Source organism: Pedobacter frigoris, from assembly GCF_005116445.1.
Classification (GTDB): Bacteria; Bacteroidota; Bacteroidia; order Sphingobacteriales; family Sphingobacteriaceae; genus Pedobacter; species Pedobacter frigoris.
In genome coordinates this window covers 541,348-554,648 of the sequence record NZ_SWBQ01000003.1, presented here as the reverse complement: position 1 = coordinate 554,648, position 13,301 = coordinate 541,348, and the positions used below count along the sequence as shown (strand labels likewise).

Here is a 13,301-nt window from a genome sequence, read left to right as displayed (position 1 = left end):
TCTACAATTTCAGATTGGTTTTAAAAACAGTAAGTTTGCATTTATGCTAAAAGCAACAGGTATAAAAAAAGCTTATGGGAATTTACCTATTCTAAAAGGTGTAGATTTTGAAGTTGAAAAGGGGGAGATTGTAAGTATTATTGGTGCTTCGGGAGCTGGGAAAAGCACTTTACTCCATATTTTGGGCACATTAGATAAGCCAGATGAGGGGGCTGTTATACTTAATGGCACTAAAATAAATCAGTTGAACGGAGAACTGCTAAGTGTTTTTCGTAATAAAAATATAGGTTTTGTGTTCCAATTTCATCACCTGCTTCCTGAGTTTACTGCAATGGAAAACATTTGTATTCCAGCTTTCATTGCCAAAGTTTCCAAAAAGCAGGCTGAAATCCGTGCGATGGAGCTATTAGAGCTCCTTGGCTTACGTGATAGAGCAGATCATAAACCGAATCAACTGTCTGGCGGTGAACAGCAACGGATAGCGGTTGCAAGGGCGCTAATAAATAACCCGGCAATTATTCTGGCGGATGAGCCTTCGGGCAACCTAGACTCAGCAAATGCCAACTCATTACATGAGTTTTTCATCACTTTACGTGATAATTTCAAACAAACATTTGTCATTGTTACTCATAATGAAAATCTCGCAAAGATCAGCGATAGGGTAGTTACAATGAAAGACGGATTAATTATATAAGTGTTGAAAATATTAATTACAGGCGGAAAGTCAGTTCAGGCCTTAAAACTGGTAGACAGGTTTGCTAATGATACAGTGATTTTAGCCGACTACGGTGAAGCTCCTTCATTTCCATCAACTAAATATTTTTTTATTTCTCTAGGAGAAAGAAACGACGATGTCATTGCTCATAATTTGTTGAATCATTGTTTGAATGAAGCTGTAGATGCTATTTTGCCATTGAATACTTTTGAGAAAGAAGAAGTGTTGAAATCGACTGTCTTGTTTAAGGAATTTAATATTGATGTATTGGCATCTGATTTTTAACCCAGCTATAGAATTTACATGGCATTTCAACAATACCTAAAAGAAAAACAAGCATTTATCTTCGAATTAGACGATGTAATTTATCCTCAAAAGGATTATTTATTACAGGTTTATTACCTGTTTGCGCAGTTTATAGAATATGCCGAACAAATCAGTGCAGCTGAGATTATTTCAGAGATGCAAAATCTTTACTTTGTGGAGGGATCTGAAAACATATTTGAAAAAACAGCTGCTAAATTCGGGATCCCTGAAAAATACAAAGTGAATTTTGATTTACTGTTTTTGAGTGCCCGATTGCCGTTAAAGTTGCTTATCTTTAATGAAGTACTGAGTTTGTTGCAGGCAATTGTCATAGAACGCAAGCAAATATTTTTATTAATTGACGGGGATCCGGGGATGCAGCTGAATAAAATTAAGCAAATAGAATGGAATGGTCTCGAACAATACCTCACAGTTTATTTTACTGCTGAGACTTCTCCAAAACCCTCAAATGAATCTTTAACGCAAATCCTTGAAAAACATAACCTTGAGAAAGAACGTGTATTGATGATAGGGGAAGATGAAAAAGATGAATTATGCGCAAATAATTCAGGTATAGAGTTTTTGCAAGTCGACAAACTATTGTTACCTTAATTGCGTTTATACAGCTGATTGAATAAGCCCATTACCATAAAATTAACGAACTCACATGACTCAAGAAAAAACTCATTCTGATGAAAAGCTATAGCTATAAAAATTACGGCGTTGTTGCGGCAATGATGGTTTTAACCGTATTTGGCGCCTGTAAGAAAAATAAAACCCAGCCCAAAACAGATGAACCTACGGTTCAATCCAATACCAAGCAGACACCCACTACCAACAGGCGTGAACTCACCAATGATTCGCTGTTCCTTTATGCAAAAGAGATTTACTTCTGGAATACGACTCTGCCGACCTACGATGCTTATGAACCTAGAAAATACACTACTCAAAGCACAGATCTCGCGAATTATGAGTTGAATTTATTCAATATTGTAAAATCTTCGGGCTTAGCAGATTATGTGCCTACATCTACTTATCCAAAGTACTCTTTTATAGAGGATATTACCACAAGGAATCCTGCTGTAAAATCAGCTGCTCCAGACCCTAAAGCATCAGTAGATCTTGAAGGTAATGGCAATGACATGGGGATTTATGATATCAGTGCTGTAGGAATTGGAAATAGCATGTATAGGTTGTACATACTCGCCGTTAATAAAGATTCACCAGCAGATCTGGCACAAATAACCCGGGGGTCGTACATTACCAAAATTAATGGAACGAATATAGGTACTGTAGTTAACGTCGGAACGAGCAGTCAGATAGCTCCCGCAGAAATTACTTTAATCAATGCCACAATATTTGGAAAACCAACAACTTTACAACTTGAGGGAGTAAAAACAGATGGTAGTACATTTAATGTTACACTGCAGAAAACAGCCTACAGAAGTAATCCGATCTATAAGACGAATGTTATAACCGCAGGGACTAAAAAGATCGGTTATTTGGCTTATGCAAGATTTTCGAATGCTGAGAATTCAATAACAGCGTTGAATGCGGCCTTTGCTGATTTTACAACTAAAGGAGTTACAGATCTTGTTATCGACCTCCGTTTCAATGGCGGGGGCTATGTAAGTACTGCCAGGCATCTAATTAATCTTATTGCACCTTTGACGGCTACTGGTACGATGTATGTCGAACACTTTAACAATAACTTAAAGAACAGGAAGAAATCAGATCCTAGTATTTTAAGTAACCAGCCTTTGCTGGATGCGAATGAAAAAGTTCAGTATGAAAACGGAAAAATGGTAACCTATGCGGATATTGATTTTTCTGTAGTTAATAATACTGAAGAGTTCAGTAAGGTAGGGGGGCTCACTGGTGTGAAGAATGTAGTATTTATTGTTACGGGTAGTACTGCCTCTGCAAGTGAATTGGTAATTAATAGTTTAAAGCCACACATGACTGTTAAGTTAGTAGGCCAAAGAACTTACGGGAAACCAATTGGTTTTTTTCCGATCAGACTTGAAAATCGATATGATGTTTATTTTTCTCTTTTTGAAAGTAAAAATTCATTAGGGCAGGGAGGGTATTACAGTGGAATGGCTCCGGATTACCTAATGAGTGACGACCTTGGGACTTTTGATTTCGGAAATCCAGATGATCTATATCTTAAACAAGCATTAAATTATCTTGCTCCTAACATCACAACATTTAGTTCTGTGAATAAAGTGATGAGCGTTTCGGCAAAAACAGGTAATGTTTCATTGAGTCGGATTGAGGGTCAATTCAACAATGGGGAGCGTGGATTTGTTGGAATGATTGAGACAAATCACAAGATTAAAAAATAACTGCTACTGAGACAATACATTATACATTTTAATGTAACTCTTTTTATATATTATTGCTATTTAAGTAGATTAAATGCATATTTAAGTAAGAAACAGCCATTATAATATGTTAGGGGAATTAATAGAAAAGGAATCAATTGCAGTTAATGAAATCATACCTGCCGATCAAAATCATTCAGAAGAATTACGTGATAAGTTAAACTCTGCACAGCGATTAGGGAACGAATTTAAATCAAAGGCAGACATTACATTTAATACTAAAGATGGACCGAAAACAGTAAGTACTACTGTGTGGTCTGTTACAGAAAAGTACTTACAGCTCAAGAGTGGAATTCATATTCCTTTAAACAGTTTAATTGATATAGATTTTTAATATCACTGTTTTTTCATCTTTAGGTTTTCTTTAAAGATCTGTTGACTATCTCTTTTTTTATCGATGTTGTTGATGATTTCCAGAATTGATTCTGCAGCATCGGTAAAAAAAGTCTTGTTGATGTTCTTATATTCATCAGTCGCTTTGTGATAGTCTTTATGGTCTTCTACGCCGAAATAAATAAAAGGTATATTTTTAGCATTAAAGGCTCCCTGGTCACTTTGGTTTGTCCAGTCGTCATGACCTTGCTTAGGATCGTCATGTCCTAGTAGAACTTTAATGTTTGGATTCGTAGTAATGATGTACTTTTTTAGCCCTGGATGTTTAAAGGTGCCACAGGCATAAAGTTCTCCTTTGTCATTATGGCTGATCATATCCATATTAATGTTCAACTTAATTTTTCCCAATGGCACCGGAGGGGTTGCTACAAAAGCCTTTGCTCCCTGTAGCCCCATTTCTTCTGCATCAAAAGCAGCAAATACCAATGTATGATTTGGTTGATTCTTGGCAAAATAGGTGGAGAACTTTAGCAGTGCGGCTACACCTGAGGCATTGTCATCAGCACCATTGTATATCTCTCCCTTTATAATTCCTATGTGATCATAGTGTGCAGATATCACAATTATGCTATCGCTTTTTCCCTGGATATAGCCAATAAGGTTTTTTCCTTTTATGGTTTCTCGAGCAGACTTGAAGTCGAAAGTTTGCTCGTATCCCTGTACTTCACCTGAAAAAGTCTTCAGGCCTATTTCTTTAAATCTATTGATGATGTAAGCTCTAGCCATTTCAGCCCCCTTCGTTCCTGTTTTTCTGCCGTTATAAGCATCAGAAGAAAGTATTTCTACATCCTTCAGGAGCTGACTGCCGGGAGTCTGTCCTTCAGTTTTTTTTACAGCATTGCAGCTTAGTAGTAGCGCGAGTGAAACGAATAGATATGATTTCATTTTGTATTCAACTTAAAGGTGGCTATATAGAAAGAGGTCTTTTTCAATGCAACTATTTATAATTAATAATAGGTCAAACGCACAACACCGGCTAGCTTTTTAGCCAGCCTGATTACTTGTCTTGTGTATCCATATTCGTTGTCATACCACGCGTAAAGCACTACAGATTTGTTGTCTTTTGCAATAATTGTAGCCGGCCCGTCGATAATAGAGGCATGGCTGTTGCCAATCAGATCGCTACTCACCAGTTCATTAGAGATAGAGTATTCAATTTGCTCTGAAAGGTCACCAAATAATGATGCTTGCCTAAGAACGTCAGCTACTTCTTCCTTCGAAGTCACTTTGTTTAGTGAAAGGTTTAATATCGCTAATGAGACATTTGGCGTAGGTACACGAACCGCATTCCCTGTAAGTTTACCTCCAAGATGTGGAATTACCTTTGCTACAGCTTTATCGGCACCCGTTTCTGTGATGACAAGATTTAATGCCGCCGCACGTCCCCTGCGGTATTTCTTATGGTAATTGTCTAATAAATTTTGGTCATTGGTATAGGAATGTACAGTCTCTATATGACCTTTTTCAATTCCAAATGCATCATCTATTAGTTTTAATACTGGAACGATAGCATTAGTAGTACAAGAAGCGTTAGAAAGTATATTTTCCACTGTGAAATCGATACTGGCGTCATTAATTCCAGTGACAACATTGGGTATGTCGCCTTTCGCCGGAGCCGTAAGCAGCACCTTGCTGATACCCTTAGCTTTTAAATGCCTGCCCAAACCTTCACGATCCCTGAAAATTCCTGTATTGTCAATTAGCAAAGCGTCCTCAATTCCGTAAACTGTATAGTCTACATCCTCAGGTTGTTTAGCTTCAATGAAGTAAATGGTCTGACCATTAATTACCAAAGCTTTATTTTCGAAGTCTTCTACAATTGTACCGCTGAAAGGACCGTGGATGGAGTCTGTGCGCAGGAGCTCTCCTCGTTTGATTAATTCCTCGTCACTATAGCTGCGTGTCACAATCGCTCTCAAACGAAGTTGCTCTCCTTTTCCAGCCTGAAGAATTAATTCTCGTGCAGCTATTCTTCCAATTCTTCCAAACCCGAAAAGTACCACATCTTTCGGTTTCAGACTGATTTTGTCTTTGCCAATGTGTTTGCCCAATTTACTGATTACAAAATCATGTATAGAGGAGTAATTGCTGTTGTCTTCCAGCCATTCTGAAGCCAGACGCCCCACATCAATACGAGAGGGGGCAAGATTACATTTTCCTATAACTATTGCCAGCTCCAGAGTTTGATAGATGCTAATGTCTTTACCGCTTACTTCTTTCGCATATTGGTGGTGACTCAATATTTCACTACTGCTTACATCAAATAAAGGTTTACGGAATAATACAAGTTCAATAGATCTGTCGAACCAGAGTTGGCCAACTACATTAATTAATTCAATTGCTTTTTTTTCTTTTTCAATCCAGTTCTGAAATTCGGATTGGTATTTATTTAGCATGTTATGAAATTTTGGTTAGAATGGCACAAAAGTAAAAAGATCGGGCGAGTACCCAATCTTTTTATTTTATATATTTCAGGATGATGACCATATTGGCCTGATGCATTATCCTAAATAAGATTTTAATATTTTACTTCTTGATGTATGACGAAGGCGTTGTAACGCTTTGTCTTTAATTTGGCGAACACGCTCACGTGTTAAGTTGAATTTTTCACCAATCTCTTCAAGCGATAGGGGATGGTTTGTACTTAATCCAAAGAAAAGAACGATAATTTCACGCTCACGCTCAGTTAGCGTAGAAAGTGAACGTTTGATTTCTTCTGAAAGTGATTCGTTAATCAGACTGCTGTCAGTATTTGGTTCATGGTTTTCCAATACATCAAGTAGTGTGTTTTCCTCACCCTGAACAAACGGAGCATCCATTGAAACGTGGCGGCCTGAGTTGCTCAAAGTGTCAGATATTTTATCTACCGTAGTTTCCAGTATATCTGCAAGTTCTTCAGGAGATGGCTCACGCTCGTATTCCTGCTCAAGTTTAGAGAAAGCTTTACTGATTTTACTCAATGAACCAACCTGGTTTAAAGGTAAACGTACAATACGGCTTTGTTCCGCAATAGCTTGTAATATTGACTGACGAATCCACCAAACTGCATAAGAGATAAACTTGAAACCTTTAGTCTCATCAAAACGCTTTGCGGCCTTAATTAAACCAAGATTACCTTCGTTAATTAAGTCTCCCAGTGTTAATCCTTGATTCTGATATTGCTTAGCAACAGAAACTACGAAACGCAAGTTGGTTTTAGTTAAACGTTCTAATGCAGCCTGATCTCCTTCCCGTATCTTTCTTGCTAAAATTACTTCTTCTTCGGCGGTGATTAAATCTACTTTACCAATTTCGTGAAGATATTTGTCTAGGGATTGACTTTCGCGATTGGTAATTGATTGCGTGATTTTGAGTTGTCTCATCTATATGCTTTGGTACTCGTTATGTGTTTTGAACGTGCAAAAGTAAGAATTTAAAGGCAATTAGAAAACATAAATTACTGAAAACGTTACACTTTACACCTTTTATTTATACAATAATTCCACAGCAAAAATTATTCCAAAATACTTTTGTCAGTATAGCTACTTTTGGATGTTTTTATATGTTAATGTGTTGTTTTCCAGTTTGTTGTTTTGTAATTTCTAAGGAAGATTAAGTGTTTTGCTACCGAAATTTTATTTTGTAATGTAAGATTATATAGATAAAACTCAAAAATCTGACTTCAAAAAATAAAACGATTACACGAAAAAATGTATAATAAAAAGTCCTGTCTGCATGCTTATGCTGACAGGACTTTTAAATTTAATATTCTTTTTTCTACGTTAAATCAGAAAGTTCAGCTTCGGGAGCGTTCTTTTTCACGGACTCAATACCATTGTCTCTGCTGGCTATACTTTCGTACATTTCACTCGCTCCAATGATCTGCCCATTACTCGCTTTCAAATTGAAATAAGGTTTTCCGTTTGAGGAAGTCAGCTTGTCATATCTGCTGTCATCCTGAGAATTTTTTTTAACTGATTCTATACCGTTCAGACAAGCGCTTTTGCTTGAGTATCCTTCACTCGTTAAAATAACCTGGCCATTTCCTGCCTTTAGATTGAACTGAGTTTCGCCATTTTTTCTTGTTGTAATTTCAAATTTACCCATAATGTTTTTTATTTGTTTTTACTTAGGTTGATAACATTACCTAAATTTATAAAAAAAAAATAAACAGAAATGGTTTGGAGCTATTTTTTTGTTTATGTCGAGGTAAGCTCATTTAAATTGAATGTCTGATTGACCCTAATGCCTTTTTCAGTCTGTTGAAGTGTACAGCATTCATTTACCGGGTCATGCTCCAGGTATAGTATGTAATTGTTATCCGTTGCCTCCTGTAAAAATGACTTTTTCTCTTTCAATGTTTGTAGTGGAAACATGTCATACGACATTACATAGGGCAGGGGTATGTGTCCTGTCGAAGGCAGTAAATCTGCCATATAAACTATCGTCTTGTCTTTATATTTTATTTGCGGAATCATCATGGCATCCGTGTGTCCATAAGCAAATCTAACATTGATGCCATCATGAAACTCAATGCCGTCAGTATCTTCAATAAATCTCAATTGTCCGCTTTCCTGTATAGGCAGAATGTTATCTTTCAAAAAAGAGGCTTTCTCCCTGTCATTAGGATTTACTGCCCAGTCCCAGTGTTTTTCATTGCTCCAGTAGAACGCATTTTTAAATGCAGGGCGAAGTTTGTCGCCAACACGCACAATAGAGCCCCCGCAATGATCAAAATGAAGGTGGGTGAGAAAGACATCTGTAATATCATCTCTGCTGAATCCCTTTGCTGCAAGAGATTTATCCAGCGTATCGTCTCCATGCAAATGATAATGGCTCAGGAATTTTTCATCCTGTTTGTCTCCGATCCCATTGTCTATAAGGATCAATCTTTCACCATCTTCGATCAGCAGACAACGCATGGCCCATGTACACATGTTGTTGGCATCTGCAGGATTACTTTTTTGCCATATAGATTTGGGAACCACGCCAAACATAGCGCCACCATCAAGTTTAAAAAGTCCGGTCTCAATCGTATGTAAATTCATATTTGGAATAAGTAAGCTATGGTAAAACTAAATAAAAAAGGCCGCACACGCGGCCTTTTTTATTTAGTTTTTTGGCGGTAATTTTAGTGTCTGGGAGAGGGCATAGCGTTCTTTGCACTCCTTTAGCGCAAAGTAATGCAGCCCTCAAGCAGATCACTCAAATTACAAATGTATTACTTCTCCGTAAGCATCAGCAGCAGCTTCCATAATTGCTTCACTCATGGTTGGGTGAGGGTGTACAGATTTAATCATCTCATGTCCGGTTGTTTCCAGTTTACGCGCAACAACGATTTCAGCGATCATCTCAGTTACGTTTGCACCAATCATGTGTGCGCCTAACAATTCGCCGTATTTAGCATCAAAGATCAATTTCACAAATCCATCTTTAGCACCTGCAGCACTTGCTTTACCTGAGGCAGAGAAAGGGAACTTACCGATCTTCAATTCATAGCCTGCCGCTTTAGCCGCTTTTTCTGTATAACCTACAGAAGCAATTTCTGGACTGCAATAAGTGCATCCAGGGATGTTGTTGTAATCTAATGGTTCTGGTTTGTGTCCGGCAATTTTCTCTACACAAATGATACCTTCTGCAGAAGCAACGTGAGCTAAAGCTTGTCCGCCTACAATGTCACCAATCGCATAATATCCCTTTACCGAGGTGTTGTAAAACTCGTCAACAACAACTTTTCCTTTTTCTGTTTTTATTCCGGTTTCTTCTAAACCGATATTTTCAATATTGGCTACTACTCCTGCGGCAGAAAGGACGATGTCACATTCTAGCGTCTGCATTCCGGAAGCAGTTTTAACCTGTACCTTACAACCTGTTCCGCTGGTATCTACAGATTCAACACTTGAAGAAGTCATCACCTCAATACCTGCTTTTTTGAAGCTGCGAAGCAATTGTTTCGATACATCTTCATCCTCTACTGGCACTACATTCTCCATGAATTCTACCACGGTAACTTTAGTGCCAAGCGTAGCATAGAAATAAGCAAACTCCACACCTATAGCTCCTGATCCTACCACCACCATAGATTTTGGCTGCTCAGGTAATACCATCGCTTGTCTGTAGCCAATTACTTTTTTGCCATCTTGTTTCAGATTGGGTAATTCTCTGGACCTGCCGCCTGTAGCCAGGATAATGCTGGTTGCAGTATATTCCTTTTGAGACCCGTCAGCAGCTTTCACTTCCACCTTGTTTCCAGGTTTAGCTTTTCCGATGCCCATAATTACATCAATCTTGTTCTTTTTCATTAAAAACTGAACGCCTTTGCTCATGCCATCGGCAACGCCACGGCTACGTTTAATCACAGCAGCAAAATCAGCCTCGGCTTCAGCAGTTTTAATACCATATTCTGAAGCATGATTGATATATTCAAAAACCTGTGCACTTTTAAGAAGCGCTTTTGTTGGTATACATCCCCAGTTAAGGCAGATTCCACCCAACGACTCACGTTCCACAACTGCAGTTTTCAAACCCAACTGAGAAGCTCTTATCGCGGCTACGTATCCACCCGGACCGCTGCCTATTACAATTACATCGTAGTTCATATCTTTATTTAAAGGAATTTTAACTTTAGTAAAGGCCAAAAATAAAAAAAATGTTTGTTAATAACCTCTTTATGATTTTTGACCTCGTCATTTTAATCCTATAATTTCAGGTTCTTGAGTAAGAAACAGACGAGGAATTATGTAGAACGAGTACAAATAACTGGTAAACTGAAAGTTATAAATGTGATTTTTATGTTAAATGTTGAAAAGTTTTGACATTATTAATAATTATTTAACATGCAGATCAATTATGCTTGCATAATTAATTTTTACCTTTGCAGGTATTAATACTTATTACCCTAATAAATATCATAATTAAAACAATCAAAAAGTATGAAGAAATCTCTACTCATCATCTTCACTTTGTCACTTCAATTTCTCGCTGTCAGTGTTTTTGCCCAGCAGATTAGGGGTACGGTGGTAGATTCATTAACAAAAGAATCGTTGCCGGGAGCAGCGGTAAGTCTTAAAGGTACATCTCTGTCTGTTTCCACATCTACAGACGGCAGCTTTTCAATCAAAAAGCAAGATGGATCAAATGTTTTGGTAATTTCTTATGTAGGATACCAAAAGAAAGAAGTTGTAGTGCCTGCGGGAACTACTGATTTGGGACAAGTTATTTTGGTCTCCAATACCAATACCATGAATGAGGTAATGATCATAGCTAATGCAAGAGCTATCGACAGAAAAACCCCCGTAGCGGTTTCAACTATTAATGCCGAGCGTATAGAAGAAAAAGGAGCTCAGCAGGAATTTCCTGAATTGCTGAAATCCACGCCAGGTGTTTATGCTACAAAAGGTACCGGAGGCGGTTTTGGTGATGCCAGGATTAACATGAGGGGATTTCAAAGTGCCAATATCGCTGTCTTAATTAATGGTATTCCTGTAAATGACATGGAAGATGGTCGTGTATTTTGGAGTAACTGGTCAGGTCTTACAGACGTAACCAGTTCCATACAGTCACAACGTGGTCTTGGGGCTTCTAAAGTAGCAGTGCCTTCCCTTGGTGGTACCATCAACATCCAGACCAGAACAACAGATGCTAAAAAAGGAGGATTTATTTATCAGGGACTTGGAAACAACGGTTACAGTAAAACTACTTTTTCTTATTCAACGGGATTAACGGATAAAGGCTGGGCATTTTCTGCTATGGGCTCACGCAATGTGGGCGAGGGTTATGTAAATGGCCTTGCTTATGAAGCTTACAGTTATTTCTTTAACATATCTAAAGTAATCAACGCAAACCATAGCCTCTCATTAACAGGGTTTGGTGCTCCGCAGTACCATGGTTCAAGATTTGAACGTTTTAACCTGGCCTATTACGAGAATGCCCCTCAAGGCAATAGATTCAATCCTAACTACGGGATATTGAATGGAAAAGAGAAAACAATAAGCGGTAACTATTACCACAAACCGCAGGTTTCATTAAATCACAATTGGATCATTGACGAAACATCTACATTATCTACTGCACTTTATGGTTCTATAGGCAAGGGAGGAAACGAATTTCCCAATAACGCAGGTCTATTTTTAGAGACCAGAACAGGTAACAAGTATACACCTGTAGATATCGATGCATTAGTAGATTTAAATACGGCATCGCCTGATGGAAGTGCTAAAGCCTACCTTCAATCCTACAGAAATGACCACAAATGGGGTGGTTTGCTGAGTACTTATAAGAAAAAACTAAATGATAAAATCGACCTGCTTGCAGGACTCGACTTAAGGCAGTATAAAGGTGAACACTACAATTCTGTAAGGAATTTGTTAGGTGCTGAATATGTTTTAGAAATAGCAAATGGCAATCCTACTACTTCCCGCGGTGCCGGTGATATCAATAATCCGGTTAAGATGGCCAAAACCGGCGATAAAATCGGGTTCAATTATGATGGATTGGTAGGCTGGCAGGGAGCGTTCGTACAAGCTGAATACTCCTATGACAAGCTTTCTGCTTTTGTTTCATTATCGGGAAACAATCAATCTTATCAGCGTGTGGATCATTATAAATACCTGAATAGCGACCCAAACCGTAAGAGCGCAACCGTTAATAATCTGGGTTACCAGGCAAAAGGTGGTGCAAACTACAATATTGATGCGAACCATAACGTATTTGCCAATGTTGGTTATTTAGAGAAGGCACCTATTTTCGAAGCTGTTTTTGCAGGCTATCAAAACAAGAAGAATCCTGATGCAGTAACAGAAAAAATACTGAGTTACGAATTAGGTTACGGATACAGAAGCAGGAAGTTCTCTGGAAACTTAAATTTATACCGCACCAGCTGGAAAGACAGATCTACCATCAATCCATATTATGATCAGGCAACTCAGCAGTTTTACACGGCAAACCTAAGCGGTGTTGATGCCTTGCATCAAGGGGTAGAAGTTGATTTTAAATATATGCCGGTACACGGTCTGACTATCAATGGTATGCTATCTGTAGGTGACTGGAAATGGGATAGTAATGTTCCAAAAGCGGTAATTACTGATGTGAATGGTACAGCTTTAGCCGGCGGTTCAATTGGCCCCCTTTACACAAAAGGCATTAGGGTAGGTGATCAGCCACAAACCACTTTGGCTCTGGGTGCATCATTTGATGTAACAGAAGACTTAAGGATTGGCGCTGACTATAACTATTTTAGCCGTTTTTATTCCTCATTTGTTCCTACTGCCATTACCTCAGAGAATTTAGTGCCATGGCAATTGCCTAATTACTCGCTTGTTGATGTAAATGCAGTATTTAAATTCAAATTTGCAGGTGTAAGATCTTCTATGTTTGCCAACGTAAACAATTTGCTTGATGCTGAATATATCTCAGATTCAAATGCTCAGTTTAATAATGGGATTAGTGATGTAAACAATTCGAACGTATACTACGGTGTAGGCAGAACATGGACAGTGGGTTTAAAAGTTAACTTTTAAGAT

The 13,301-nt window shown here is 38.1% G+C and carries 12 protein-coding genes; 6 read left to right on the top strand and 6 right to left on the bottom strand.

Going from position 1 to position 13,301, the window contains the following annotated elements; all coding sequences use genetic code 11:
* The first annotated feature begins 43 nt into the window (after positions 1-43).
* The 5 genes from FA047_RS13170 (at position 44) to FA047_RS13150 (ending at position 3,742) form a co-directional block, all read left to right on the top strand.
* Positions 44-694, top strand: a complete 651-nt coding sequence (locus tag FA047_RS13170) for an ABC transporter ATP-binding protein (RefSeq protein ID WP_136836522.1) — start codon at positions 44-46, stop codon at positions 692-694.
* Positions 695-1,000: an ATP-grasp domain-containing protein gene (locus FA047_RS13165; RefSeq protein ID WP_136836521.1), complete on the top strand. Its 306-nt coding sequence runs from the start codon at positions 695-697 to the stop codon at positions 998-1,000.
* 18 nt (positions 1,001-1,018) lie between these two features.
* Positions 1,019-1,633: an HAD hydrolase-like protein gene (locus FA047_RS13160; protein ID WP_136836520.1), complete on the top strand. Its 615-nt coding sequence runs from the start codon at positions 1,019-1,021 to the stop codon at positions 1,631-1,633.
* 80 nt (positions 1,634-1,713) lie between these two features.
* The gene (locus tag FA047_RS13155; RefSeq protein WP_136836519.1) at positions 1,714-3,369 is read left to right on the top strand and encodes a S41 family peptidase; all 1,656 of its coding nucleotides are present in this window, start codon (positions 1,714-1,716) and stop codon (positions 3,367-3,369) included.
* 106 nt (positions 3,370-3,475) lie between these two features.
* Positions 3,476-3,742 (top strand): hypothetical protein, encoded by a 267-nt coding sequence (locus tag FA047_RS13150; protein WP_136836518.1) that lies wholly within the window; start codon positions 3,476-3,478, stop codon positions 3,740-3,742.
* A 2-nt stretch (positions 3,743-3,744) separates the two neighbouring features.
* Here FA047_RS13150 and FA047_RS13145 read toward each other — a convergent pair whose 3' ends face one another.
* The 6 genes from FA047_RS13145 to lpdA all read right to left on the bottom strand — a co-directional run bounded on the left by FA047_RS13145 (position 3,745) and on the right by lpdA (position 10,379).
* Complete coding sequence (locus tag FA047_RS13145) at positions 3,745-4,686, bottom strand: M28 family peptidase (protein WP_136836517.1); 942 nt, start codon at positions 4,684-4,686, stop codon at positions 3,745-3,747.
* Positions 4,687-4,748: 62 nt separating this feature from the next.
* On the bottom strand, positions 4,749-6,197 hold the full coding sequence (locus FA047_RS13140) for a glyceraldehyde-3-phosphate dehydrogenase (protein WP_136836516.1): 1,449 nt from the start codon (positions 6,195-6,197) through the stop codon (positions 4,749-4,751).
* A 105-nt stretch (positions 6,198-6,302) separates the two neighbouring features.
* Positions 6,303-7,163 (bottom strand): sigma-70 family RNA polymerase sigma factor, encoded by an 861-nt coding sequence (locus FA047_RS13135; RefSeq protein ID WP_008242129.1) that lies wholly within the window; start codon positions 7,161-7,163, stop codon positions 6,303-6,305.
* Positions 7,164-7,557: 394 nt separating this feature from the next.
* Complete coding sequence (locus FA047_RS13130; protein WP_136836515.1) at positions 7,558-7,887, bottom strand: YegP family protein; 330 nt, start codon at positions 7,885-7,887, stop codon at positions 7,558-7,560.
* Positions 7,888-7,979: 92 nt separating this feature from the next.
* Complete coding sequence (locus tag FA047_RS13125) at positions 7,980-8,828, bottom strand: MBL fold metallo-hydrolase (RefSeq protein ID WP_136836514.1); 849 nt, start codon at positions 8,826-8,828, stop codon at positions 7,980-7,982.
* A gap of 162 nt (positions 8,829-8,990) precedes the next feature.
* Positions 8,991-10,379 (bottom strand): dihydrolipoyl dehydrogenase, encoded by a 1,389-nt coding sequence (gene lpdA / locus FA047_RS13120; RefSeq protein WP_136836513.1) that lies wholly within the window; start codon positions 10,377-10,379, stop codon positions 8,991-8,993.
* 333 nt (positions 10,380-10,712) lie between these two features.
* Between lpdA and FA047_RS13115 the strand changes: the two genes are divergently transcribed.
* On the top strand, positions 10,713-13,298 hold the full coding sequence (locus tag FA047_RS13115; protein WP_136836512.1) for a TonB-dependent receptor: 2,586 nt from the start codon (positions 10,713-10,715) through the stop codon (positions 13,296-13,298).
* Positions 13,299-13,301: the final 3 nt, after the last annotated feature.